This is a genomic window from Streptomyces sp. NPDC028928 (assembly GCF_055564915.1).
The window spans coordinates 199,220-224,144 of the sequence record NZ_JBVHVI010000001.1 but is presented as its reverse complement, the minus strand read 5'-3'; the positions used below and the strand labels follow the sequence as shown (position 1 = coordinate 224,144).

At 70.3% G+C, this 24,925-nt stretch carries 17 protein-coding genes and 6 pseudogenes; 8 read left to right on the top strand and 15 right to left on the bottom strand.

What is annotated here, in order from left to right:
- Window positions 1–5: 5 nt before the first annotated feature.
- The 6 genes and pseudogenes from ACZ4U1_RS01120 to ACZ4U1_RS01095 all read right to left on the bottom strand — a co-directional run.
- Complete coding sequence (locus tag ACZ4U1_RS01120) at window positions 6–488, bottom strand: DUF3618 domain-containing protein (protein ID WP_467897961.1); 483 nt, start codon at window positions 486–488, stop codon at window positions 6–8.
- Entirely contained in the window at window positions 485–856 is a 372-nt protein-coding gene (locus tag ACZ4U1_RS01115) for a phage holin family protein (protein ID WP_467897958.1), read from the bottom strand. The genes ACZ4U1_RS01120 and ACZ4U1_RS01115 overlap by 4 nt, the downstream gene beginning before the upstream one ends.
- A 472-nt stretch (window positions 857–1,328) precedes the next feature.
- Window positions 1,329–1,580: pseudogene (locus ACZ4U1_RS01110) on the bottom strand (transposase); the annotation flags it as partial.
- A 24-nt stretch (window positions 1,581–1,604) separates the two neighbouring features.
- Window positions 1,605–3,089: an alpha/beta hydrolase gene (locus tag ACZ4U1_RS01105; RefSeq protein ID WP_467897955.1), complete on the bottom strand. Its 1,485-nt coding sequence runs from the start codon at window positions 3,087–3,089 to the stop codon at window positions 1,605–1,607.
- 328 nt (window positions 3,090–3,417) lie between these two features.
- A pseudogene (locus tag ACZ4U1_RS01100) lies at window positions 3,418–4,021 on the bottom strand (hypothetical protein).
- A 326-nt stretch (window positions 4,022–4,347) separates the two neighbouring features.
- Window positions 4,348–4,482, bottom strand: a pseudogene (locus ACZ4U1_RS01095) (IS5/IS1182 family transposase); the annotation flags it as partial.
- A gap of 44 nt (window positions 4,483–4,526) precedes the next feature.
- Between ACZ4U1_RS01095 and ACZ4U1_RS01090 the strand changes: the two are divergent.
- Together ACZ4U1_RS01090 and ACZ4U1_RS01085 are read left to right on the top strand one after the other, a co-directional pair.
- Window positions 4,527–5,083 (top strand): annotated as a pseudogene (locus tag ACZ4U1_RS01090) (TetR/AcrR family transcriptional regulator).
- Window positions 5,084–6,005: 922 nt separating this feature from the next.
- Window positions 6,006–6,587 (top strand): hypothetical protein, encoded by a 582-nt coding sequence (locus ACZ4U1_RS01085; protein ID WP_467897952.1) that lies wholly within the window; start codon window positions 6,006–6,008, stop codon window positions 6,585–6,587.
- Between the two features lie 169 nt (window positions 6,588–6,756).
- On the opposite strand, the gene ACZ4U1_RS01080 is transcribed toward ACZ4U1_RS01085, so the two are convergent.
- The 3 genes and pseudogenes from ACZ4U1_RS01080 to ACZ4U1_RS01070 all read right to left on the bottom strand — a co-directional run bounded on the left by ACZ4U1_RS01080 (window position 6,757) and on the right by ACZ4U1_RS01070 (window position 8,327).
- A complete protein-coding gene (locus tag ACZ4U1_RS01080) occupies window positions 6,757–7,494 on the bottom strand; it encodes a maleylpyruvate isomerase family mycothiol-dependent enzyme (protein WP_467897949.1) in 738 nt (245 codons plus the stop codon).
- A 256-nt stretch (window positions 7,495–7,750) separates the two neighbouring features.
- Window positions 7,751–8,038: pseudogene (locus ACZ4U1_RS01075) on the bottom strand (ATP-binding protein); the annotation flags it as partial.
- A gap of 148 nt (window positions 8,039–8,186) precedes the next feature.
- Window positions 8,187–8,327: a hypothetical protein gene (locus tag ACZ4U1_RS01070; RefSeq protein ID WP_467897947.1), complete on the bottom strand. Its 141-nt coding sequence runs from the start codon at window positions 8,325–8,327 to the stop codon at window positions 8,187–8,189.
- Between the two features lie 320 nt (window positions 8,328–8,647).
- On the opposite strand from ACZ4U1_RS01070, the gene ACZ4U1_RS01065 reads away from it, so the two are divergent.
- Window positions 8,648–9,559: a DUF5995 family protein gene (locus tag ACZ4U1_RS01065; RefSeq protein WP_467897944.1), complete on the top strand. Its 912-nt coding sequence runs from the start codon at window positions 8,648–8,650 to the stop codon at window positions 9,557–9,559.
- Between the two features lie 388 nt (window positions 9,560–9,947).
- Here ACZ4U1_RS01065 and ACZ4U1_RS01060 read toward each other — a convergent pair whose 3' ends face one another.
- Together ACZ4U1_RS01060 and ACZ4U1_RS01055 are read right to left on the bottom strand one after the other, a co-directional pair.
- Complete coding sequence (locus ACZ4U1_RS01060; protein WP_467897941.1) at window positions 9,948–11,030, bottom strand: DUF1996 domain-containing protein; 1,083 nt, start codon at window positions 11,028–11,030, stop codon at window positions 9,948–9,950.
- A gap of 135 nt (window positions 11,031–11,165) precedes the next feature.
- Window positions 11,166–13,295: a discoidin domain-containing protein gene (locus tag ACZ4U1_RS01055; RefSeq protein WP_467900025.1), complete on the bottom strand. Its 2,130-nt coding sequence runs from the start codon at window positions 13,293–13,295 to the stop codon at window positions 11,166–11,168.
- Window positions 13,296–13,706: 411 nt separating this feature from the next.
- Between ACZ4U1_RS01055 and ACZ4U1_RS01050 the strand changes: the two are divergent.
- From ACZ4U1_RS01050 to ACZ4U1_RS01040, 3 genes and pseudogenes are all read left to right on the top strand, one after another.
- A pseudogene (locus ACZ4U1_RS01050) lies at window positions 13,707–14,801 on the top strand (DUF4158 domain-containing protein); the annotation flags it as partial.
- A gap of 516 nt (window positions 14,802–15,317) precedes the next feature.
- A complete protein-coding gene (locus ACZ4U1_RS01045; protein ID WP_146464684.1) occupies window positions 15,318–15,488 on the top strand; it encodes a DUF5670 family protein in 171 nt (56 codons plus the stop codon).
- Window positions 15,489–16,005: 517 nt separating this feature from the next.
- Entirely contained in the window at window positions 16,006–16,278 is a 273-nt protein-coding gene (locus tag ACZ4U1_RS01040; RefSeq protein WP_467900023.1) for a DUF4190 domain-containing protein, read from the top strand.
- 792 nt (window positions 16,279–17,070) lie between these two features.
- On the opposite strand, the gene ACZ4U1_RS01035 is transcribed toward ACZ4U1_RS01040, so the two are convergent.
- The 4 genes from ACZ4U1_RS01035 to ACZ4U1_RS01020 are packed head-to-tail and all read right to left on the bottom strand — an operon-like array spanning window position 17,071 to window position 21,779.
- On the bottom strand, window positions 17,071–18,105 hold the full coding sequence (locus ACZ4U1_RS01035; RefSeq protein WP_467897938.1) for a 2-hydroxyacid dehydrogenase: 1,035 nt from the start codon (window positions 18,103–18,105) through the stop codon (window positions 17,071–17,073).
- Window positions 18,106–18,122: 17 nt separating this feature from the next.
- On the bottom strand, window positions 18,123–18,743 hold the full coding sequence (locus ACZ4U1_RS01030; protein ID WP_467897935.1) for a histidine phosphatase family protein: 621 nt from the start codon (window positions 18,741–18,743) through the stop codon (window positions 18,123–18,125).
- Window positions 18,740–20,272 (bottom strand): FGGY-family carbohydrate kinase, encoded by a 1,533-nt coding sequence (locus ACZ4U1_RS01025; protein WP_467897933.1) that lies wholly within the window; start codon window positions 20,270–20,272, stop codon window positions 18,740–18,742. Before ACZ4U1_RS01025 ends, ACZ4U1_RS01030 begins: the two co-directional genes overlap by 4 nt.
- On the bottom strand, window positions 20,265–21,779 hold the full coding sequence (locus tag ACZ4U1_RS01020; protein WP_467897930.1) for an FGGY family carbohydrate kinase: 1,515 nt from the start codon (window positions 21,777–21,779) through the stop codon (window positions 20,265–20,267). The genes ACZ4U1_RS01025 and ACZ4U1_RS01020 overlap by 8 nt, the downstream gene beginning before the upstream one ends.
- A gap of 247 nt (window positions 21,780–22,026) precedes the next feature.
- On the opposite strand from ACZ4U1_RS01020, the gene ACZ4U1_RS01015 reads away from it, so the two are divergent.
- Both ACZ4U1_RS01015 and ACZ4U1_RS01010 read left to right on the top strand, forming a co-directional pair.
- Window positions 22,027–22,803 (top strand): DeoR/GlpR family DNA-binding transcription regulator, encoded by a 777-nt coding sequence (locus ACZ4U1_RS01015; protein WP_230922903.1) that lies wholly within the window; start codon window positions 22,027–22,029, stop codon window positions 22,801–22,803.
- A gap of 251 nt (window positions 22,804–23,054) precedes the next feature.
- Window positions 23,055–24,323 (top strand): MFS transporter, encoded by a 1,269-nt coding sequence (locus ACZ4U1_RS01010; protein ID WP_467897927.1) that lies wholly within the window; start codon window positions 23,055–23,057, stop codon window positions 24,321–24,323.
- The last annotated feature ends 602 nt before the right edge of the window (window positions 24,324–24,925 follow it).

The following is a 24,925-nucleotide window of genomic DNA, read 5'->3' as shown; positions in this document are numbered from 1 at the left end:
ACCGTTCATCCCTCGCGACGACGGCAGACCATCCAGGCCACGACCGCCACACCCGCGGCGGCCAGGAGCAGACCACGCTTGTCGCGGGCCATCTGCGCACCCTGGGCCGTCTTCTCCCTCAGCGGCTCGGGCGCCTTCTCCTGCCACAGCTGGCCGGCCTGAGCGGCTTTGGCCCGAGCCTGCCCGGCGGTCTCAACCGCCTTCTCCTTCACCGGATCGGGCAGCTTGTCCTGCAGTTGACCGGCAGCCTGCGCTGCCTTGTCCTTCAGCTCCCCGGCCTTGAGCGTGGCCTGCTCCTTCAGCTCGCCTGCCCGGGCGGCGACATGTTCCTTGACCTCTGTCGCCTTCTCCTGGGCGCGGGCCTTGACGTCGGTCTTGGCCGCGAGTGCCTCGACCGTCTGGCCGAGCTCCTCGCGGGTCTGCTCGACCTGCTCGCGCAGCTCCTCGGGGCTGTCGGCGGTGGGCTCGTCGTGGGGTGGCTGGGTCATCGGCGTGCACTCTCCTTGATCTCGGCCACGTCGGCCTTCACGTTCTCTACCGTCTGCTCCGGCGTGGGCGGCGCGGCCTGGTCAACCTGCTTCTTCCCACTCATGACCATCACCGCAGCGATCACACCCAGCATCGCGGTGACGATCAGTGCAGCGGCCCACACCGGGAGCACGAGCGCCAGCGCGGCGATCACGGTCGCCACCAGAGCCTGCAGCGTCAGGAAGCCGACCAACCCGGCTCCACCGAACAGGCCACCGCCCTTGCCGTACCGTTTGCCCTTCTCCTTCATCTCCGCCTGCGCCAGGCGCATTTCCGCGCGCACCAGCTCCGTCAGCTGCCGCGAGGCACGCTGCACCAGCTCGCTCACCGGCTGCTGGCCAGGCGGGCCCGCGGAAGACGGCTGGGTACTCGACACGGCGATCACCTCCCCGTCGCTGTCTGATACGAACCGGGCTCAAGGCGCCCGGCATCGGCTGAGTGCGCGAGTACCCCGGCGTTGTCAGTTCAGCCGGGCCACCGACAGCAGCCGTTACCGGACGAGGAGGACGCGAATCGCCAGAGGACCGTCAGCCTACGGCGTCTGCTACTCCGCCTTGTGCCGCATCAGCGGCCGTGGCCCATGCAGGACGACAAGGCGCTGATGATGCCGACGCTTGCACAGGCCGCTCGACACGATCTGGGCCGCGCCCAGGGTGAACCAGCCCCGTGGCGGCGGACTCGCCACCCGCCACGGGTTGCCATCACCGCCGCGGCGGCACACCACAGCTTCGTGTTTTCCGGTGCGGTGTCCGTCTGCGACGTCGTGGTGCGTAGGGACGATTCCGGAGCCGACGCACTTGACGGGCGGCTTCGGCGGTCAGGCCACCCAGCAGGGTGGTGAAGCCGGCGTTCCGCCAGACTTGCAGGCGCCGTAGACGGTCGGCCAAGGCCCGAACTCGCCCGGCATCTCAGCCCCTGCGCGTTTGTCCGAACCGCCAGATCACCCCCTCGAACAGCTCCCGCGGGCGCTCGGGGTACGGGCCGTATTCGCCTGCCGACAGGAACGGCTCGATCGACTTCCACCGCTGCTCGGTGAGTTGCCTGCGCCTCACGGTCGTTTTCCTACCGGCCAGCTGTCAGGATGGCACGGCGGGGCAGCTGGTGCCCTGTGGCGGGACTGTCAGGTCGGTGAGGTAGCTGTTCACGGTGTCCTCCATGCACGGGCCGCTGGTGACGCTGCCGTGCCCGTGGCCCTCGTAGGTGAGGAGCACGCCGCTGCGGCCGAGCTGCCGGGCCACCGAGACCGCCCACGGGTAGCCGGTGGCGGGGTCGTGCAGGGCGTTGGACACCAGGATCGGCGGGGCACCGTGTACGTCCAGACGATGTTGCGGGTTGGCGGTCGGCGCGCCCAGACACGCCGCTGTCATGTGGAGCGGCAGCAGGTAAGGCAGGTCAGACGCGGTCGTGTTCATCATGGCGACGAGCGAGGCGTACTCCCGGTGGTCACGCACGGGCAGGTGCCAGTCCGAGCAGAAGACCGGGGTTGCCGGATGCAGCGGCGCTATCGCGGTGGGGGACGCGGGCAGCGGCTTGCTCGCGTCCATCCCCGCGATCGCCGTGGCGAGGCCCGCGTAGTCGGCCTGGTAGAACTTCCGGAACGCGATCTTGTTGACCAGATCCGAAGACGACAGCGAGGCACCCGGATTCGCCGGGTCCTCCAGCTCGCCGCGCCCGGCACGGGCCAACAAGCCCTGCCAGACGGCGCGGACGTCACGGCCGTGCAGCGCACAGTCCGCGGCACCGTCACACCACTTCACGAACTCCCGGAACGAATCCTCTGCCGTGGCCGCCTCGGACTGCAGGAAGTCACGGGTGGTCGGGACGCTGTGGTCCATGACGCTCTCCAGCACCATCGCGCGCACGCGGCGCGGGTAGGTCTCGGCGTACTGCGCGCCGAGCAGCGTGCCGTACGAGCTGCCGTGGAAGGTCAGTTTCCGCTCGCCGAGTGCGGCCCGGAGGGCGTCCAAGTCCCGGACCGTCTGGGCGGTGTCAAGGTGGTCGAACACTGGGCCGGTACGGGCCCGGCAGTCGGCACGAAGCCGCCTGTTGTACGCCATGGTGGCGTCGAAGTCCGCCTGGCTCTTCAGCTCCGGTGACGGCCGCTCGGCAAGCAGGTCGCCGGAGCAGGTCACCGGGTTGCTGCGGCCCACGCCGCGCGGGTCGAAGCTGACGATGTCGAACCTGCGGCGGACATCGGAGCTGAACCGGCTTATACGGCGCACCACCATCTCCACACCCGAGTCGCCCGGACCGCCGGGACCGAACACCATCGAGCCGACGCGTGCGCCGGGGTCGGTGGCCTTGCGGCGGGCCACGGCCACGTCGAGTCTCGGCCCGTCCGGGTGGGCCCAGTCGACCGGCACCGACAGAGTGGCGCACTCGGCTCCCGGACTCGCCGGGTCGTCACACGGTGCCCACCGCAGGGCCCCGGTGGCAGACGGCGACGCGTGTACGGCGGGAGCGGTGACGAAGCCGGTGATGACGGCCATGGCGGCCCCCACGGCCATGGCCGTGCCCCGCGCGGCGATACGCCGCAGTGCGGATCTGCCCCTGAACGGCATCGATCCTCCTCGTGAAGAGAGCGGTTGTGGGTGCGGACCCGGCCGGGGCACCCTCGTCACGTTAGGTGCACTGTCGTCCATGTGGTGCCTCTGTCAGGGGCTTTTCCGGGTCGGGTCGGGGACCGCTCAGGGGCGATCGGGGTGCAGGGCGAAAACGGTCGTGGTCGGGTCAGGACAAGGGCTCCGCTGCCGTCTCGGTCGGCCCCTCAGCCACGACGCCGACCTATACAAGGAGCGAATCACCGTCGAGAAGGAGCGAATCACTGTCGAGTGGCTGATCGACAAGTTTGGAGAACGGCGTCGCAGGTGGCTGCCGATTGGCCGTGGGTCAGCGCAGGCCGGTCGCCCATGCCGCGAGTGCGGCGAAGTCGTCGCTGGTCAGGCCGCATCGGGGGTCGACCCAGTGCAGTAGGGCGGGGCCGCTGTGATGCTCCTTCACCCAGGCGCGATCCGCCTCGGTGATCTGGTCATCGATCCAGGCGAACGCCCGGCCTTGAGCCCACGCGACGATCTCCGGGGTCTTCCAGAACACACCGTTCCCGGACTGGGCCCGCGGCGAGGGCCAGGCGATGAAAGGCAGCTCGGGCAGTCCCAGGACCGGTGCGACGAAAGCGTTGGCTTCCTCCTCCCACGTGGTCGCCCACACCAGGTCGAAGGGGAGTGCGTCCAACGCCGGGCCGTGAGCGGGGTTGAGCCACACCCGTAGTGGCTTCGCCGGCTTGTTCGGCAGCCCCCACTCGGCCAGCCGGCGCCGTTCGGCAGCCCCCACTCGGCCAGCCGGCGCCGTTCGGCAGCCCCCACTCGGCCAGCCGGCGCCGTTCGGCGGCTTCCCAGCGAGGTGTCAGAAGCCGGTGCGTCAGATAGCCCTCGGGCCGTCGATGCGGCTTCGCGGCATACGGGTTCAGCGGTCCGTCCACATCCACCAACAGCACTGGGCGCACCAGCCCACCCCCTCCCCGATCTGCATCGCACGGTACCGGCCGATGACGAGACCGCCCAGCGCAATCGGTGGCAGGTAACGATCTCCGCGAGTCGGTTCGGCGTCGCCAGCCTGCACAACCTGCCCCAGTAGGCGCGTAGCTGGCCCACCGCCCCGCCTCTCTGGCAGTCGTTCGCTCGACCACCCACCAGTAGAGGCCGACTCCGGAGCCGTGTCGGTGCTGCGCCGTGTGACGGCGGGCGCCGGGGACCCGGACCGGCGCAGCCGGGCTCGCGCATTCCTGACCGGACGCACCCTCATTGTCCCTGACGCTTTCGACGCCCTCACCCGCGCTCGCGCCCACCGGCGGGTCACCCAGGACTTCAGCTGCCGCCAGGTGCAGCCCGAGGTGGCGACGAAGATGATTGCGGCCACTACCGCACGATCACCACGCCGCCGCCGGCCGCCGCCCCTGCACACGTACCGGGGGTTCCGACGCCCGTGACAATCGGGTCCGCATCCTGGACGCCGCCCGAGCGGTGTTCGGCGAGGAGGGCCTGAGTGCGCCCGTGCGCGAGGTCGCCCGGCACGCAGGCGTCGGCCCCGCCACGCTGTACCGGCACTTCCGACCAAGCAGCAACTGATCGTGGAGACCTTCGCCGAGCAGCGGCGGGTCTGCCATGCCGCCGTCCGCGACGCCCTTTTGGACTCGGACCCGTGGCATGGATTCCGGACCCTGGTCGAGCGGATCTGTGAACTTTACGCGCATAGCCGGGGATTAGCCGACGTCTTCATGACGGCCTTCCCCGAGGCCATGGACTTCGCCGCCGACCGGCAGCAGACTCTGCGTGCGGTCGGCGAACTGGCTTGCCGCGCCCAGGAGACCGGCCAGCTGCGTCCCGGCGTCCTCGACGACCTGGTCCTCGTGCTCATGGCCCACCGGGGCCTCCAAGCTACGCCGCGTGCCGCTCGGGTCACGGCCTCCCGCCGCTTCGCCCCTTACGTGATCGAGGCGTTCCGCGCCGCGCCACAGACGGGAGCGCCTACGCCGCTGCCGCCAGCACCACGCCTGTAGCTCACGCACTCGGCCGGCATGCCGTAGATCCGTCACTCGTGCCGTGCCAGCCGGATGCTGTGTGTCCGGGGCTAGGCCGTCTCTTTCGGTCATCGACCGGCATACTGGGCGCCATCCAAAACATGGGCGGAAGCAGATAGCGTGAAATCCGACATATTTCGCATCAGTGCAAGCCTTGCGACTGCCACCGTGACGGCATTCGCCCCGTCCTCATGCGGGGCAGGTAAACCCGTCGTCACTCCAGAGGCCGTAACTCATTCCGAATTGGTGGGCCGATGGGACGGGGAGCGGGAATGTGGATCGCCGACAGTTCGACTACGTGACGATTACACTTTTTCCAGCAAAGACTTTCCAGTCGAGTGGGACGGCCCTGTACCGGACGCGAAGGTGACACGCCGTTCATCCGACGGGAAATGGCATGGGGTCAACAAAGATCCTGGCCTGTCACCCTATCTGGTGCTTAGTTTCAAGAATCACAACGACGTCCAGATTCTGCCATTCTTTTTGGAGCATGGGGAGCTGCAGATGGATGGGACTGTCCACGCGGGCGGTGGTGACCCCTATCCCTACCCATGTCACTACAGACGCACTTCTGTTGACCCTGAGGCCTAGGGCACTTCTTTCGGAGGTGGAGTCCGGAGAGGCAGATGTGGCGGTCGTGTCGTAAGCGGGTGGCCAGGCCGTGTGGTCCTGGGCCGGCCGGTGGGCCGGGGCACCCGTAAGCGGGCCATGACCCCTGCTGTGGTGCGGGCGAGATGGGAGACGTGTCCCGCGGTGTGTCCCGGGGTGAGGATGGCGAAGAACGAGCTGTCGCCGAAGACGTCGTTGGTTCCTTCGAAGTTCCCGGCCGGGGCTTTTGTTGTTCGTTCCCCCGAGCCCAGGGCCTGTGATCGATGTCAGATGCGCGCTGTAACTTCCCCACATGGGTGTGTACCTGGTGAGCGTCGGCGCGGAGGAATGGTTCGGTGAGGGGGAAGACGGATGGGGCGAAGTTGCTTCAGCGCTCAATGCTGAACTCAGGCGGCGGGGCCTGCCGCCCTACGAGGACGTACCCCCGGAGACGGACTTCGCACCCGGCTCAGGGCAAGCCTTCGAGGAGAAGCTGACCTCCTCCATGACCGGGTTCCTCACCTTGTGCCAGACGCACCTGTCAAGAGAGGAATCGGAGATCCTCTGCGGTTGGACCGTGCTCGTACCCTTCTCGCTCGATGAGGAGATCTGGTTGCCCATCGACTCCGGCGACTACGAGTCCATGGTCGCCGGCGCTCCCCAGGTACTACCGCTCGCCGAGAAGCTGGCGGCAGCCGTCGATCTGCCGGCCGAGACTCCGGCGACATGCGACAACCTAGACCTGAGCATGTGGTTCAGGAACCAGGCAAAGGAGCTGGCCACTACTCGAACAGGAGCGTGGAGCAAGGACCTGGACACAGCCTTCTACGTCGCGGTGTTCCTGCGCGCTGCCCAGCACTCGATCCGACATGGCTGCCCCATCGTCTGCACCTGAGACCCATCTTCCGTCCCACTGTTCCCCTGGCGGAGATCACTCACCGTGCACGCGTCACGGAAGCGAGCCAGAACCTGCACTTGCCGATCACAGCTCTGGAATGTCGATGAGAACTGACACCACTGCGGCGGCCCTGACTCGTCTTCGCGACTGGGTTCGAAATCGCTGATCAGTAGAGGAAGGGTGGCTTGGGGAGTGTCGAGGCGCCCTGGACGGTCAGATCGGCGCCATGGGTGCGTCCCATGAGCCAGGCGAGCAGCGCACGTTGCGGGCCGTGAACCGTCGGCCGTAGTTGCGCGGTGCCGATGTCGTAGACGGTGCCGGTATCGTCAGCGAGTAACCGCATGGCGGGAGTATCGTCACGCGCGGTGAAGGACGCCACGACCTGGTCGAGCATGTCGTGGACGAAGTCCTCAGGCCAGTGAGCAGGGGTGTAGCCGGCGTTCAGATCGGCATGGTGGACAAGTACTTCGCACAGCCGGGAGTCAGCGGCCCGGGCAGCGGGCCGTACTTGTCCGCGTGTCCAGCGAACCAGCCGGGTCCATGCGGCGGGTGGCATCCTTCGGTACTCGGCCGCGAAGGCGGCGGCGCTCTCGCGCAGGTCAATCAGGAGTTCGGTGGCGTTGCGGTCCGCTCCCGCCTCGATCTGCTCGGCGCGGGCAGCCAGGCTGGGATACTCCGGTGTCTCCACCCCAGTCCGTGCCCAGATCAGCAGGTTCCGCCCACCGTCGGCGTTGCGGGCCAGGTGGGTCAGCACGTGGCCGCGTGACCAGCCTGGCAACAGCGACGGGGCCCGGACGTCGTCGTCGGTGAGCTGGGCCGCTGTTCTGAGCAGGTGTTCGGTGGCGGTATTGATCTGGTCCAGGGTGCGCGCGGGGTCGAAGCCCGTCTGATCGTCCGTCGTCACGCTGCCGCCTTCTGGAATTACTTGACCAGCCGTCCCCTTCGGAAGCGGGTTCGGGAACGCTGCCAGGGAGGACCAGGCTTCCCCCGTGCTGCCATCCTGACAGACTGGCATGTGCTGTTGTGCTGGTCTGTCAGAAGCTGAACGATCCGGGGCATGTGTGTCCTTGGGTGGCTAGCCTGTGATGGAGTCCTGAGCTGCGACTGTTGCCTCGGTGACGGCGAGGCCGTGGGACTCGGTGCCGGTCTGGATGAGAGTTGACGGTGACGTCGACGTTGGGGTTGACGTCGAAGTCGAAGGCGCACAGCGACTTCTCGCGCGGGAAGGTGGCGGCTTTGATCCGCCGCTCGGAGCGGCGGCGGACCCGGTCGTCGCCCTCGACCATCAGCAGTTCGGCGAGGAACGCTCCGTAGGACATCTGGCCCCGGGCAGCTGCCTCGGCGAGATCGGAGAGCCGAGCCCGGATGGTTGGCAGCCGCAGCATCCGGCAGGCCTGCAGCACGGCCGCGTCAGCGGCCTCTTCCGTGAGTCCCGGTGGCGCTTGCATGTGGTCACTGGGCCTCTCCTTTCCGGGTGCGGAAAGGTCGGCTCGGTGCTCGGTGCTCGGCGGGCCGCAGCAGTTGGTCGTAGGCCGCAACCGAGGGCAGCGGCCGGGTATCGGGTGGCAGGGGTGCCAGTCGTCGTTCGGTTAGGTGCTACCGCCCACCACGCGTCGTGCACCGGAGTGAACTTCCCCGCTGTTCGTGCCGGGCGAGCTCTGTGCGGCCGTCGTCGACGACCACCTCGGAGGCGTACAGCGTGACCGGCACGGTGCGACCGATCAGCCGTACCGGCACCGACTGGTGGTCGGCGCGGACACTGACCTGGCTGTATCGGCCACCCGCAGACTGAACAGCCGACCCGTCTCGAATGGCTCGCCCGGCAGCGACCACAGCAGCGGCTGTTCGGCGGCGAGGTACTCGCCCACCGTCCGCCGCCGCGAGCGGTAACCGCCCAGCCCGTAGTCGGGGGACTCGAGTCCTCCGCGCGCCGCGCGCCCGAAGGGCCGCAGCCGGCAGCGTGCTTGGGTCCGCCTCGTCGGCCGTAACCTCCCGTCTTTTGGTCTCGTTCCAGCAGGCGGCAGTTCTACCGCCGGGAGTACGAGGAGGGGCGAGCCATGGTCCGTCGGCCGCGCGGAGTCCGTACGTTCATTGCCGTCGCCATGGCGGGCGTTATCGCCCTGAGCGGCGGCACCGCCTCCGCCGCCGCGCCGACCGCGGTCCCGGCCGGGCACCTGGTGTGCCAGAGTACGGCCATCCGTTGCGTGCAGGACGCACGCCGCACCCTGGAGGGGGTCCGGGACCGGTTGGGCTGCGACCACCGCGCGCCCTTCCCCGCCATCTACGTCCACCTTGAGCGTTCGCTGGAGGCCGCGGTCGCCGACGGCGGCGGTTTCGACGAGCCGTCATGGCTCGCCGGAAGCCTCAACACCGGCTTCGTCAATCTGTACCTCGACGCCTACGACGCCGACCGCGAGGGACGTCCCGTCCCGGCCGCCTGGCAGGCGGCGTTCGCGGCGGCGCGCACAGCCGATGTCAATGCCGGGCAGGACGTGCTCCTGGGAGCCAACGCGCACATCCAGCGGGACATGCCGTACGTCCTCGCCGCCCTCGGTCTCACGCGCCCGGGAGGAGGCACCCGCAAGGCGGATTACGACCGCTTCCAGACGGTCCTGGACCGCGCGTACGGCCCCGCCGTCCAGGACGTCGCCAGCCGCTACGACCCGCTCGTCGCCCTCGCCGACGACCGCTGGAACCCCATCGCCGGTCTCACCGCCCAGCAGCTGTTCCGTACCTGGCGCGCCCAGGCGTGGGAGTACGCGCGGCAACTCGCCGACGCCCCCGACCAGGCCGCCCGCGACCGCGTCACCCGCAGGATCGAGACGAACGCCGCGCAATGGGCACAGTTGCTGGGCACTGTCAGCGTCCCTGGCTATCGGAGGATCCGCGACGACTACTGCCGGACACGCATCAGTGGCGAGCTTGTACCGACCGTGCCCGCAGGAACCCCACGTTTCGCCCGACCTTGACCCGTGCCCTGTCCGTCCGGCACGAGAAGACCACACGCCATCCGGAAGTGACGGCCGCGGTCACCGGCCCGGCCGCTCCCGAGGGGTCCGAGACGGAGACGGCCACGCCGGTGCAGGCTGTCCGTCGCCACCCCGAGCGTCCCCCGGCCCGGCCGTGGCCCGTCCCGCCGCTTCACCGGCGCTTCGGCGGCGCCGAGTTGTTCGCGTACCCACCTTCCGCACCGGACTCACCTTGTCGATCAGCCAGTCGATCGTGTCGTCGTCCATGTCGTCAGTCATCCCCACGCCTTGGTGCGTGGGTGATGCCCGCCTTCCGCCCGGAGCTGACCGAAGGCCCGGCCGACCCGCGGTCCGCGGGCGCGGCCGGGCCGAGGGTCGGCATCGGCGGTCAGGGCAGCCGGTAGTCCGTGTTCAGGGCCGCACCCGCTGCCGGGTGTGTCTGGTCGTAGCCGCGGGCGTCGCACTGGAGGCCGCCCACGATGCAGTGGTCGACCATGGCCTTGAGCGTCCGTTCCTCCCAGGCGTTGAAGAAGTCGTAGTGGAAGGAGTAACCGCGCCCACTTGCCAGGTGTACCTGGGACATGTCGCCGTTGACCGGGAAGGCCATCTTGAACTCGATCATCGGCAGCGCGACTGGATGGTCGGCGGGGCACATGTTGTCGTTGGTTCCGGGCTTGACGACCGGATAGGCCATGTGGCTCTTGTGGTCCGGTGTGTCGAGGTACTTGCCGTCCCAGCAACTGGGCGCCTGGAAGCGGATGTTCAGTTGTACGTCGGCCCGGTCCGGGCAGCTCGTGGGGATGTCGGTGTTGAAGTAGCTGTCGCCGCACTCCCAGCCCTCGACGAAGCCGCGGTGGTGGCGGAACTGGTCGGCGCTCTGCATCGGATCGCCCACGACGAACCGCAGGCCCCTGGGGAAAGGCCGCACACTGGTGTAGTCGGTGACGCCGGCCTTGTAGTAGATCGTCTGGGGGCCGACGGGCAGGAGCTTCTGGTCGCCCTTGTACAGCGAGGGCATCCAGTACCCCGAAGCGTCGGCGGGTGCCTTGCAGGTGGTGGCGCCGCCGTAGAGGGAGGCCGTGGTACTGCCCGCGTTGGTCGAGGTGTTGCCCATGAAGGTGTGGTCGTGGGACTTGCCGGGCTGGCCCGGGTAGACGATCGGGTCGTCCGCAGCGGTGTGGGTGACGGAGCAGTTGGCCTGGAACTCGTGGAAGTAGCGCGGTGGCGGAGTGTTCGTGGACGGCGTGACACCGGTGACCTGCGGCACGGCCGGTATGTAGCCGTCGCCGTCCGGGTCGTCGCCGGACGCCTGGGTGGACACGGCCATCGTGTGCCCGGTGTGCGCGACCGCAGCGGCGGGCACCTCGCGGCTGTCACCGGCGGCGGAGGTGAGTGTGCCGACGCCGAGGGCAGTGGCGAGGAGGGCGGTGCCGAGGAGGAGTGCGGGGAGTCGTTTCGGACTCGATCTCATGGGAATCTCCTGCCCGTGCGTTGAGGGGGAAGAGGGTTCGCGCACACGCGGTGCGTGCCACGCGGATGGTGGGACGGGTGCGGTGATGGACAGGCGCCGCGGAGGGCTCCGTCATCGTCGTCCGGGGCACAGCCGTCAGCTGTAGATCCCCAGTTCGTGGAGGGAGTAGCCCCAGCCCGTACCGCGTGCCGTCAGCTGGAGGCGTACGTAGCGGCCGGTGGTCGAGACGTCGATGGTGTCGACGTCACCGTCGCCGGCGGTCGTGGAGTACACCGGGTGCCAGGTGTTCGCGTCGTCGGACACCCGCACCTCGTAGGACTGGGCGTAGGCGGGGTCCCAGACGAGTTGCAGCTTGCGCAGGGCCTTGGAGGAGCCGAGGTCGACCTGGAGCCACTGCGGGTCGCTCCAGTCGCTGGCCCAGCGGGTGTCGGCGCGGCCGTCGACGGCCAGCGCCGGGGTGCAGGGGCAGTCGCCGTAGGACTGCTGGAAGGAGGAGGCGGTGGCGGGACGGTTCAGGGCAAGGTTGGTCCCGCTCACCGGCGGGGCGACGACCTTGACGGACTCGGTCTCGATGCCGGCGTTGCCGTGCCCGTCCTCGGCCTGCACGTAGACCTTCCACACGCCGAGTTTCTGGGGCGCGGTGACGGTGAAGTTCCCGTTCCCGGTCGAGTGCCACTGCGCCTGGACGAGTCGCTTGTCGCCGTTGGCGTAGTTGCCGCTGAGGAACACCTTGTACGTGACCGCGTCACCATCCGGGTCACGGACGTCGGCGTGCACGGTGAACTCACCGCCGGCGGGTGCGGAGGAGGCCGGGGACACGGTCATGTTGCTGATGACCGGGGGCGTGTTCGCCCCGGAGGTCGAGCCGGTGTACGCCTTCTTGACGGCGTAGTACGACAGCCGCTTCAGCCCGTCGGGCACGAGGTTGAACCAGACGCCGCCGAAGTCGTGCTCGGTGCCGTAGTGGAACAATGTGGCGCCCAGGGCCACACCCTGGTGGCCGGTGACGCAGTTCCAGGCCTCGGTGTATCCGTCCGCCTTCTGTACGTCGGCCGGCTCGTCGGGAACGCCGTTGGCGTCGTCGGGCACCTCCCACTCGCCGGCGGGTCCGGTTTCGGTGATGATGTACGGCTTGGTGTAGCCCCCGTCGATCCAGTCCTGGCGGACCTTGCACACGTTGCTGTAGGAGTTCATCGCGTACAGGTCAAGATCGGGTGCGTTGCGCTTGTAGTACGGCCAGGCGCCGGTCCACGCGTCGGTGGAGGTGACCGGGTGGTCGGGGTCGATGCTGTGGATCTTCTTGGCGACGTCGTTGACGAAGCTGGTGTAGGCGTTGCGCTGCGTCTCCAGCTCCGCTCCGCTGTAGCAGTTCTGCAGACCGAGGACAGACTCGTTGCCGACGTTCCACATCAGCGTCGCCGGATGGCTCCTGTAGGTGTCCACCCACTTGGCGAACTCGGTGAGCGTGTTGTTTTTGTAGGCGGTGTCGGTCACGTAGTTGACGCAGCCCCCGGAGCCCGGCCCGCCGCCGGGCTGGAGCCAGAAGCCGTTGATCACGTGGATCCCGTTGGACGCCGCGGCGTCCAGCAGTGCCTTGCTTGAGCCGTCGGTGCCCCAGGTGCGGATCGTGTTGGCGCCCATGGCCTTGACGTCCGGCAGATACCTGGGAGCGTCGGAGACCGCCGGTCCCCAGGTGACTCCCTTGACGGTGTACGGCTGGCCGCCCACGGTCAGACGCCAGTTGCCCTGGCCGCCCTCGACCTTCACGGCGCCCGGGGCGGGCTGCGGGGTGCTGCCGCCGGTGGAGCCGTAGACCTGGAACTCCCACAGCGAGTACCCGTATCCGCCGGACCGGGCCAGGCCCTGCATCCGGACGTAGCGGCCGGTCCCGGAGACGGTGAGGTCGTCGGTGCCGCCGTCACTGCCGGTCACCTTCGTCAGGGTGTGCCAGTCGTTGCCGTTGTCGGACGCCTGGATCTCGTAGTCCTTGCCGTAGGCCGACTCCCAGGTCAGGACGGCACGGCTGAGGTTCGAGACCTGGCCCAGGTCGACCTGGAGCCACTGCTGGTCGCTCCACTGGCTGGCCCACCGGGTTCCCGTGAGGTTGCCGTCCACGGCGGCGGCGGCCGCGTAGCCGTCGCCTTCCTGCGAGGAGGCGGTGGCGGGCCTGCCCTGGGAAAGGAGGGTGTCGGCCGCGTGCGCGCCCGGGGCGATCGCGACGGTGAACGAGGACGCGAGGAGTGCGCCGAGGGCGATGAAGAGCATGGCCGCGCGGCGGGGGAGGGGGGTGGTGGAAGCCGGTCTGGACAACGGGCGCTCCTGACGGGTCGGTTCGCCGGGGACAGGCCGTGACGCTGGACGGGCCGTACTGCTCGGTCTCGCCTGAACCGGTTGGCGGTGTGGGGATGGTCGGACCACGCTCCGGCGGAGGAGGCCGTCCATGTGCGCGGACTACGGGGTTGCGATTCCCTCGGGCCTGAGAGCAGGGCGGGGCGGGGTCCGGCCCGGAGGGGAGGCATTGCCGTTGCGTGCCGGGGGACGCGGTGGGTGAGCGCTCTCCGGAACCATGCCCGGCAGTCCTGCCCGGGTCAAGGAGTCCGACGGGGCTTTTCTTTTGGCTTTACTTAAGTCAGTGTCATGACGGCGTGTCCCTCCTCGGGGCGTTACGGTCGGTTCGTGCCGGTGGAGTTTCTGACTGATGAGCAGGCCGAGACGTACGGGAAGTTCGCCGAGGAGCCGACCCGCCCCGAGCCGGAGCGGTTCTTCTTCTTGGACGACGTTTTCTTGGACGACGTCGACCGTGACCTGATCGCCCGGCGACGCTCCTCGCACCACCAACTTGGCTCCGCGCTCCAGATGGCACGGTGCGCTATATCGGTCGGTTCCTCCCGGACGACCCGCTCGACGCGCCGTGGCCGGTGGTCGAGCACCTGGCCGTGCAGCTCGGTATCGAGGACCCGTCGGTGGTGAAGCGGTACACCGAGCGGCCGAAGACGGCGTACGAGCACGCGTGGGAGATCCGGGACGCCTACGAGTACCACGAGTACGAGGATGCGGAGTGGTCGCGGCGGTTCCGTACCTTCCTGCACGGCCGGGCGTGGACGCATGCCGAGGGGCCGGTGGCGCTGTTCAGCCAGGCGGTGGGCTGGCTGCGCCGGCACCGGGTGCTGCTGCCGGGGTGTCGGTGCTGGCCGCACTGCCCGGGGGCCTGGTGGCGACACTGAAGACGCCGGAGGGCTCCCGGTTCGCGGAGCTGGAGCGGCTGCGCCGGCCGCCGACGCGGACGACGGGTACGGCGTTCGCCCGCGCGCTGGAGCGGGTGGACGAGATCGGTGCGTACCGGCTCGGTCGCTCGGTCGGCTGAAGTTGTCGCAGATCCCGCCGAACCGGATGGCGGCGCTGTACCGGTACGCGCTGGGGTCGAAGACGCCACTGCTGGAGCGGGCGTCGGGGCCGAAGCGCACGGCGATGCTCACGGCGGCGATGCGGCACCTGGAGGCAAAGGCGATCGAGGAGGCCCTCGACCTGGTCCAGGTCCTGATGGCCACGCGGTTGCTGAACGCGGCGAAGCGGAAGACGGAGAAGGAACGGCTGTCGACGCTGCCGCAGTCGGAGAAGGCGTCGCGCACGCTCGCGCGGGCGACGAAGGTGCTGTTCGAGGAGCTGGAGCTGTTCGAGGAGCACGACGCGGACCTGGACGTGGCCGCGCTGTGGGCGGCGCTGGAGGAGGTCGCCCCGCGCGCCGCCGTGATCGCTGCCCAGGCCGAGGTGCCGATCGTGAGGTTCTGGGGCGAGGGGCTGCCCGCCTCGGTGGACAGGCTTCATGCTGCGGCATGCCGCAGCACTGCTCTGTACAACCGGCCGGGCGTGGGCTCGTGGGGGGCGTTGTGACCGAGCACGGCATGTCGCTCCGCCCGCGCCGTGGGATCGTTCACCCAACGACGAGTGGGTGGATGTCACCAACGTGAGCCATAGACGGTGCACCGCTGGATCCTGCGCGACGGCAGTCGATGAGCGGCGTCCACGGACGGGTCACACACGAGCTGCCTCGGTTGCCGGTATCGGGTGCTGGCTGTGCGCATGGCCGGTACTGCGCCGACAAGCCCGGGGCCATGGCATCACCTTAGGTGATACACGCTGTATGACTGCGGTGCGTGACATGCGAAATGAGGGGAACCACGCATGGCGCGCGACGCGCATATGCCCCTCATTCCATGGAAGTAACTCATATTTTGTGTGCTTGTAGGACTGAAGTAAGGGCACCAGGTGTCCAGGAGGTTGATAAAGATGGTTCCCCTGCTTCTGGTTCTTCTGCTGGCTCTGATCCTCTTCGGTGCGGGCTTCGCCCTGAAGGCGCTGTGGTGGATCGCGGTGATCGTGCTCGTCGTATGGCTGCTTGGCTTCGTCGTCCGCTCTGCGGATGGTGCGGGCCGTAAGGGCCGCTGGTACCGCTGGTAGGTGGAGGCGCCCAGCGCGGGAGCGCGTCACGCGCGCAGGATATGTGGGGCCCGGCCGGACACGGTCGGGCCCCACTCGTGTGAAAGGGCGCCTGCGAAGTGGCTGGGAGGGATCGGGCTTATCGGACGCATCGCAGGGTACGTGAGTCGTGCATCGGTCCCGCAGACCCAGCAGTGGAACCCTGCTCCTCCTGTCTGCGGGGCCGGTGCGCATCCGGTCAGGGCCTGTACCGCCCATTGAACGCAGGGGTGAGCCGACGCGGGGCCTGGCCGTGTCGATGAACTGCTTGGCCACTTTCTCGGTGTGCTCTGTGTGCTCGGTGTCCTCAGGGTCGGAGGAGGAGGCGAGCGCGATCTTCTTGCCCAGGACGCGGGCGTAGACGGTGACGGCGTTGACCGGCGTCCACTCGGCCCTGCCGGCCCGCACCCGGCATCGTAGGCATGCCCCGGCCGTGACGGGCAACCAGAAGGGAACCGAAGGAGAGAGAAAGCCGACCGCGACAGTTTGGGAGATAGCGATGTCGTCCCACAGCAGAATAGGCGCGCACCGGACGAGCCGGACGAGCGGACTGGCGATAGCGGGACTGGTCTGCGGCATCGTCGGAATCTTCTTCCTGCCGATCATCCTGGGACCGCTGGCCGTTGTCTTCGGCGCCGTGGCGCTGCGTCAGACCGGTTCCGTGATGGCGAAGTGGGACATCGGCCTCGGAGTGCTCGACATCGTTCTCATGATCGTGATGTTGGTCGTTGCCGCCAACAATGGTGGCAGCCTCACCTGGCACATCGGCTGATCCGCGTCCGCCCGGCCCGCGGACGGCGTCTGTGCGCCGACGCGTGGGCATCCAGCGGCCTGCGCCGCCCACCGGCTCCGCTGCCGGGGGTGGCACAGGCATGTGCGTGAGGACCTGCGGGAAAGCAGCGCAGAGCCGAGAGCAGCAAGCGTAGGTCTCTCGCCACTGTGCCAAACTGCTTCCGGTCGCCCTCGGGGCGGGCGGGGCCGACCGTGTCGACGGACACCGCCGTATGGAGCGTGACGTCCACAGCCCCGGCCCGAGCGACAGCTCGGTGGCGAACAGGTCTTCCAAGTGTCCGCGGTCAATACCCCGTGAAGCAGGTCACCGCTGCCTGCCGCTCCTGTCCGTACGGCTCTGGTGGCACCCCCGGGAGACCGTTCCCGCGCTGCCGGCCCGGACCTCCGGGTCGCGCAACAGCAGGCACAACTCCTGCCGGACATCGCGTGGTTACCTGCCCGGACACGCTGGGCGGAGCGCCCAGGGCGCGAGAGCTGCCGGGCGGCGGCGAACACGGGCCCCAGCGGGCCCCAGCGGGCCCCAGCGGGCCCCAGCGGGCCCCAGCGGGCCCGGTGCCGTCGGCGGCGCCGTCCAGTCGTCTCCGTCCCGGACAGCCGCAGCAGACCGACGGCCACGATGTGAGCCGGTCACTCCCGCGCCACCCGGACCGCCTCGGCGCCGCGCCGGGCAAGCCGGTTCTGCAACCGCTCGAACGAGAGGCGGCAACAAGCCAACTCCACGTGCCCGCCCCGTGAAGAGAGCAACGACCGCCTCACCACGTACGAAACGGTCCTAGCCCGCGGGGTTCGCGCAGTGGGCGAGCGGCTCGCCGCGCAGGTGGCGGCCCACCTCCGCCGCGACGATCCGGGCCGCCTTGTGCGCGACCTCGCGGCTGGCGCCCGCGATGTGCGGTGTGAGGACCACGCCCGGCGCGGACAGCAGCCGGGCGCCCGCCGGTACAGGCTCGGCCGGGTACACGTCGAAGCCCGCGCCGGCCAGCTGCCCGGAGTCCAGCGCGTCGCACACCGCGTCGTAGTCCACCAGCGCGCCCCGCGCGCAGTTCACCAGCACCGAGCCGGGCGGCATCGCGGCGATCTGCTCGTGGCCGATCATGCCGCGCGTCTCGTCCGTCACGCGCGCGTGCAGGGACACGATGCGGGAGCGGCGCAGGAGTTCGTTCAGCGGCACCAGCTCCGCGATGCCCTTCACCGACCGCGGGTCCACGTACGGGTCGTGCACCAGCACCGTCGCGCCCATCGCCGCCAGCACCCGCGCCACCCGTGAGCCGATGGCGCCGAAGCCGACCAGGCCCACCGTGGCGCCGTCGATCTCGATGCCGCAGTTCGCGTAGTCGTAGTAGTCGCCGCGCCAGAGAGCCCGCTTGAGGTCGGTGTGCACGTCGGCGACCCGGCGGGCGGCCGCGAGGATCAGGGCCAGGGTGTGCTCGGCGGTGGCGACGGCGTTGCGGCCCGGCGCGTAGCAGACCCTGACCCCGTGCCGGGTGGCCGCCTCCAGGTTGGCGTTGACCGGGCCGCCGCGGCTGACGCAGAACAGCTCCAGGTCCGGGCACGCCTGAAGGATCCGCTCGGTGAGCGGCGCCATCTGCGTCACGCAGATCCGTGCGCCGCGCAGCGCCTCGATCATCTGCTCCTCGGTCCCGGACGCCTCGTCGACCTCGGCGACCTTCCCGAACGGCGTGTGCGGCCACGGCAGTTTCAGCTCACGCACGTCGAGGGCGGCGGGGTCGGGCACGGCGGCGCGCAGTTCGCGCGCGAGCAGCTCGGGCAGGACGAAGTGGTCGCCGGCGGCGAGGACGGTGGTGGTCACGCGGGTACTCCGGTCGGTCAGGGGTGGTCGGTGGGCAGGACGGGGGCGTTGAGCCGCAGCAGCGCGGCCTGCCCCTCGCGCAGCCGCAGTTCGGTCAGCGCGCCGTTCTCCAACGCGGGGAACACGCTCCGGTAGCGGTCGAGCGGGATGCCGAGCAGCGCGCACAGCATCAGGCGTACGAGGGTGGAGTGGGCGACGACCAGGACGCGCCCGTCGGGCAGTTCGCCGGCCACTTCCGTCAGGCAGGCGACGCCGCGCCGGGCGGCCGCCGCCGGGTCCTCCCCGCCGGGCAGGTGGTGGGCGACCGGGTCGGTGAGGAACGCGGCCAGTTCGTCGGGGAAGAGCTCGGCCATCTCGGCGCGGGTCAGCCCGTCGCCGCGGCCGAAGTCCACCTCGTACAGTCGCTCGTCCACGCGCAGCGGCAGGCCGAGGGCGTCGGCCGAGGGCTCGGCGGTGAGCCGGGCCCGCGACAGCGGTGAGCACAGCACGGCGTCCAGACGCTGCCCGGTCGCCCAACCGCCCAGCGCCGCCGCCTGTTTGTGGCCGCGCTCGGTCAGCGGTACGTCGGTGCGGCCGGCGTAGCGGTTGTCCGCGTGCCACGCGGTCTCCCCGTGCCGTACGAGGACGAAGTCGGTCATGTCCGGGCCTTTCCGTGGGCGTGGGCGGCCACCTGCTCCTCCAGCCATCCCCGGCGGGCCAGTTCGTCGACGAAGCCGAGGTAGGCGGGCAGCAGCCGCCGCGTACGGTCCGGGTCGGGGTCGAGTTCCTCGCGCACGCGCACCATCGCCGCCGCCGCGTCGCGCAGGGTGGCCCCGGACGCGGTGGCCGCGAGGACGGCCATGCCGACGGCGCTCTCGGCCTGTTCCGGCAGCAGCACCCGGCGGCCGAGGACGTCGGCGCGCAGCTGGGACCAGTACCGGTTGCGGGCGCCGCCGCCGGTCAGGTGCAGTGGGCCGGTGACGGGGGCGCCGAGATGGTCGAGGTAGTCGAAGCACAGCCGCTCCAGGCAGGCCACGCCGAGCAGGCAGGAGTGGAACTCCTCGGCCCTGCCCGCCGGTTGGCCCAGCGTGAACGCGGTGGCCTGCGGGGCGCGGAACGGGAAACGTTCGCCGCTGTCACCGGCGAGCGGATAGGTCACGGCCGTCGAACCCGTCGAACCCGTCGAACCCGTCGAACCCGTCGACGCCGTCGCCGCGGGCTCCGCGGCCTCCGCGGTCAGCGCGGGCAGGTCGGCGCCGGGGAAGCGGCGGGTGAGCACGCCGGCGCCGCTGCTGGAGGCGCCGCCGGGCAGCCAGGTGCCCTCGGGCCCGCGATGGCAGTACACCACCCCGGCCGGGTCGCGCACCGGGTGCGGGCTGACGCCCTTGAGGACGAGCGTCGTCCCGAGCACCGAGTTCCAGGCCCCGGGCTCCAGCGCGCCCGCGCCGATCTGCGCGGCGCAGCCGTCGGTCATCCCCGCGACGATCGGCGTGCCGACCGGTATGCCCGTGGCGGCGGCCGCCTCGGCGCAGACCTCGCCGACGACCGTGCCGGGGCGTACGACCTCGGGCAGCAGCCCCGCCGGGACGCCCAGCGCGGACAGCTCCTCCTCGGGCCAGCGCTCGGCGAGCAGGTCGTAGCCCGTCTTCAGGGCGTGGCTGGCGTCGCTCGGCACCTGGCGGCCGGCCAGCCGCCAGGTCACCAGGTCGGCCTGGTGCAGCAGCCGGGCCCCGGCGGGCGGGCGGTCCCGCTCCAGCAGCCACAGCAGCTTCGGCAGCGCCCAGGACGGCTGCATGGTGCGGTAGCCGAGCCGTTCCCACACCGGCGCGCCCACCGCGTTGACACGGTCGGCACAGTCGGCGGCGCGCCCGTCGTCGTACATCAGACCGGCGGTCAGCGGGGTGCCGTCGGGGGCGGCGAGGAGGATCGTGCCGGAGGTGGCGTCCACGGCCACGCCCCGCACCCGGCCCGCCTCCACGCCGGCGAGGGCCTCGCGGCAGGCGGTGCTCAGCGCGGACCACCACTGCGCGGGGTCCTGCTCGTGGCGGGGCCCGTCGCGGCGGCCGGTGAGCGGGCGGGAGGCGGCGCCGACGACGCGTCCGGTGCCGTCGACGGCGACCGCGCGGGCGCTCTGGGTACCCAGGTCGAGACCGAGGTGGACGGCGTCGGGGGAGAGGGCGTCAGACATGGGCGGCCTCCGGGGCGCGGGGCGTGGCGGCGGGCGTCCAGCCGAGCCTGCGGGCCGCGTCCCGCCAGGTCAGATGCGCCGCGTACAGCTCGTCGTACAGGGCGGCGCGCCCGGGGTCCGGCTCCCATGACGACCCCATCCGCACACACCCGTCGACGGCCTCGCGCATGTCGCGTACGGCGCCGGTGAGCACCAGACCTGTCAGGAAGGCACCCTTGGCGCCCAGCTCGGTGTCGGTACTGCGGGCGGTCGGCACCCCGGTGGCGTCGGCGATCAGCCGGCACCAGCGGTCGCTGGCCGCGCCGCCCCCGCACAGCCGCAGCTCGCGCACCCGTGTGCCGGAGGCGTGCAGGCAGTCACGGACCACCAGCGACAGCCCCTCGAACACCGCCCGGGCCAGGTCGGCCGGGGTGTGCGTGAGCGACAGCCCCCAGAACGCCCCGCGCGCCCGGGGATCGAGGAACGGCGCCCGCTCCCCGGCCGGTGACAGATACGGCAGGAACGCCAGCCCCCGCGCGCCCGGCTCGGCCGAGAACGCCAGATCGCCGAGCGCGGCCGGACCCTCCATGCCCAGCGTCCGGCACGCCCAGTCCAGCACCTCCGTGCCGGACAGCGTCGGGAAGGCGCGCAGCACCCGCTCGGGACCGTCGTAGGCGATGGTGATGCCGCACGGCTCACCCGAGGTGTCCACCGAGTCGCGCACGATCTCCGTGCACAGCGTGGTGCCGAGGATCGCGCACGCCTGCCCGGCCGTTACTACGCCCGCGCCGCGCGCGGTGGCCGCGATGTCGTACGGCGCCATCACGACCGGAAGACCGGCCGGCAGCCCCAGTTCGCCCGCCGCGTGGTGCGTGATCTCGGCGATCCGTTCCTTCTCGCCGAGGACCCGGGGCAGCAGCGGCCGCGCCCAGTCCATGCCGAACAGGTCGATCACCGTCGGGTCGTAGTCGCCGGTGGCGTGGTCGAGGAACGGCGCGGAGGCGTCCGAGGGGTCGATCGCGGTGACGCCGGTGAGCTTCAGGAACAGCCAGCCCGCCGCGGTGAGCGCGGTACGCGAGCGCTCCAGCCGCCCCGGGTCGTGTTCCGCGAGCCAGGCGAGCACCGCGTTCGGCATGCCGCCGCAGGTCAGCGAGCCGTTGCGGCGGAACGCCGCCTCCAGCACGCCGTCCTGCTGCCAGCGCGCCAGCAGATCGCCGGCCCGCCCGTCGGACCACAGGATCGCGGGCCCGGTCGGGCGGCCCTCGCCGTCGACCAGCCAGCAGCCGTCACCCTGCGCGGTGAAGGCGACCAGCCATACGGGATCGTGCGCCTCCCCCAGCTGGGCGAGCGCGCTGCGCACGGTGAACACGACCGCGTTCCACACGGCCTCCATGTCCTGTTCGGCCCATCCGGGATACGGCCGCAGCACCTCGGTGCCGATGCGGGAGACCGCCAATTCCCGACCCCGGTCGTCGAACACCACGGATTTGATGACGGACGTGCCGACGTCGACGGTCAGTACCGACATGGCTGCACTCCCTGTCCCTTCGTTGCTCCGGCGACACCCTCAGGGAAACCCGCGGGAGGAGCACCGTCAATTACTCGCCGCGCATATCCCGCGACGGAGACGTGGATTGATGTGAAGTACCGGCGACGTGCCGCCGACGTGCCGTCGAAGAACCGTGCGCCACCGGCCGCGGGGCCTGTGGGGCGACCGGCCGCCGTGTTATGTTCGTGTGAGTTTCGCACAACGAGTTCGCATGGAGGCCGACGTCATGGACCGGGTGGACGCCCAGGCCGACCGGCGGCGCCGGGTGCGCGAGCTCGTCACCAGCAAGGGGTTCGTACGGACCGCCGACCTGGCCGCGGAGTTCGACGTCAGTGTCATGACCATCCACCGCGACCTGGACGCCCTGCAGGCGCAGGGCTGGCTGCGCAAGGTGCGCAGCGGCGCGAGCTGTCTGCCGTCCACCCAGTTCCACGGCAGCGTCGGCGAACGCATGCGGGCGATGGCCCAGGTCAAGCGGCGCCTGGCGGGCGCGGCCGCGGAGGAGCTGGCGCCGGGCCAGGTCGTCATGGTCGACGACTCCACCACCTGTCTCGCCCTCACCCAGCACCTGCCCGCGCACACCCCGATCACCGTCATCACCAACTCGCTGCCCGCCATCTCCGCCCTCGCCCGCGAACCCGGAGTCGCGCTGGTCGCCCTCGGCGGCACGTACTTCCCGGCGTACGACGCCTTCATGGGCCCGCACACGGCGGCCGGCGTGGAGGCGTTCCGCGCGGACGTGCTGTTCATGTCCACCACGGCCGTCACCGCCGGCCGCTGCTACCACATGTCGCCGGAAACCGTGCAGGTCAAGCGGGCGATGATGGCGGCCGCAGCCCGCCGGGTGCTGCTCATCGACCACACCAAGTTCGCCAACCAGGGGCTGTACGCGCTGGCCCCGCTCACCGACTTCGACCTGATCCTCGTGGACGACGCGGCCCCGGCGACGGAGGTGCGCCGGCTGCGCGAGCAGGGCGTGGCGGTGCGGGTGGTGGCCGGCTGACCCGGCCGACCGTCACGTGAACATCACGCGGACTTCACCCGGCCCACAGCGCGGTCAGGACCCCCACTCGCCCCCCTGACCTGCGCGAACACGTCCGCCCGCCCCCCGTCCGGCGGGCGACTTCACGCGACGGCCCCGGCGTCCCGCGAGGTGTTCCCACCGGCGGATTGACGGACTCCGGCACGGCTCTTTTCATCGTCACCACTCGCGGCATTCCGCTCCGCCGAAAACCCCGAAAAAGGTGATGAGACGTGCTGAACCTCGATCGCATCGGAATTCCCAGGGTTCTTGCCTGGGGATTTCTCGGCGTCCTCATATTCATGATCGGTGACGGCGTCGAATCCGGATATCTGTCGCCGTATCTCCTCGACCAGGGATTCCCCCGCAGCCAGGTGGCCCTGCTGTTCACCGTGTACGGGGTGACGGCGAGCATCGCCGCATGGTTCTCCGGCGCGCTGTCCGACCTGTGGGGTCCGCGCCGCGTCATGCTGCTCGGCCTCTGCATCTGGTCGGCGCTGCAGGTCTTCTTCCTCGTGGTCGCGATCCCCGCCCACAACGTGGGACTGCTGCTCACCGCATACGGACTGCGCGGCTTCGGCTATCCGCTCTTCGCCTACGGCTTCCTGATCTGGGTGGCGGCCGTGACGCCGCCGCGCCGGCTGGGCTCGGCCGTGGGCTGGTTCTGGTTCGCGTTCACCGGCGGACTCCCCACGCTGGGCTCGCTGTTCGCCAGCTTCGCGGTGCCGTGGGTGGGCGCCTACCGCACCCTGTGGCTCTCGCTGGCGCTGGTGATCGCCGGCGGGCTCATCGCCCTGCTGCTGGTGCGCGAACCCGTGGGCCGCTCCCGGCTCGCCCCGGCCGGTGAGCGTCCCGTGGCGACCCTGCTCGGCTCCCTTGCCATCGTCTGGCGCAACCCGCGGATCGGCGCCGGGGCCGTGGTGCGGGCGATCAACACGGCGGCGCAGTTCGGCTTCCTGGTCTTCCTGCCGGTGTTCTTCACCGACACGCTGGGCTTCTCGCTCGCGCAGTGGCTGCGGCTGCTGTCGGCGATGTTCGCCACGAACATCTTCTTCAACCTGCTCTTCGGCGTCGTCGGCGACCGCATCGGCTGGCGGCGCACCGTCGCCTGGTGCGGCGGCGTGGGCTGCGCGGTGACGACCCTGCTGCTGTACTACGGGACCGTGGCCGCCGGCCACAACTTCCCGCTGGCGCTGCTGCTGGTGAGCCTGTTCGGCGCGACGCTCGCCGGTTATGTCCCGCTGTCGGCACTCATGCCGTCGATGGCGCCCCGGCACAAGGGGCAGGCCATGTCGGCCCTCAACCTCGGCGCCGGCGTCAGCACGTTCCTGGGGCCGGCCGTCGTCGGGCTCTTCCTCGGGCCGCTCGGCGTGGAAGGCGTCATGTGGATCTTCGCCCTGCTGTACGCGGCGAGCGCGGTGTTGACGGCGCTCCTGACGCTGCCTCGGGAGGCGACGGAGACGGTCGCGGACGCGGCCGCCGTGCGGCAGCCGGCGGCGTAGTACGAGGGTCACGTTCCTGGCCTGTCGGGCAGGTCCTGAAGGACTCGTCGAGGCCCGCCACGAACAGGGGCTGGGTGAAGTCCGCGCTATCCAGATCAACGGCTGTGGCTTCTCTCCGCTCCACCTGGCGCGGCAGTCGGCGCAACGCAATGCGTCCACTGCCGCGCAGGGGCGGGCGGTCTCCTCTTCCCGGCCTCCACCGCGTTGGCGTTCGGCGACGCGGACACCAGCCTGTGGCCTTTCCGCTGCTGCGTGTTCCTCTTCGGTGCCGCGATCGGCTGCCTCTTCATACCGACCACGGTCGCCTCGCCGGCCACCATCGACCGGCGGATCTGGCTCAGGCCACGATGCTGAACACGGTCGGGCGCCAGCCCGGCGGAGCGCTCGCACCGACGGCGGTGACCACGATCCTCGTTCTCGGCACCCCGCAGGACGTCGCCGCGCCGCCGCCCCTCCCCGCGTATGAGAACTGGTATCTCGCCGTCGCCGCGATCGCGGCGACGGCGGTTTGTGGCCTCCCATGGGTCGACGGTCCCCCACGGCCCGGGCGTAGCCGAGACCGGGGTGGGTCCTGAAACCCGCCGCGCCCAGGCGGGTGTCCA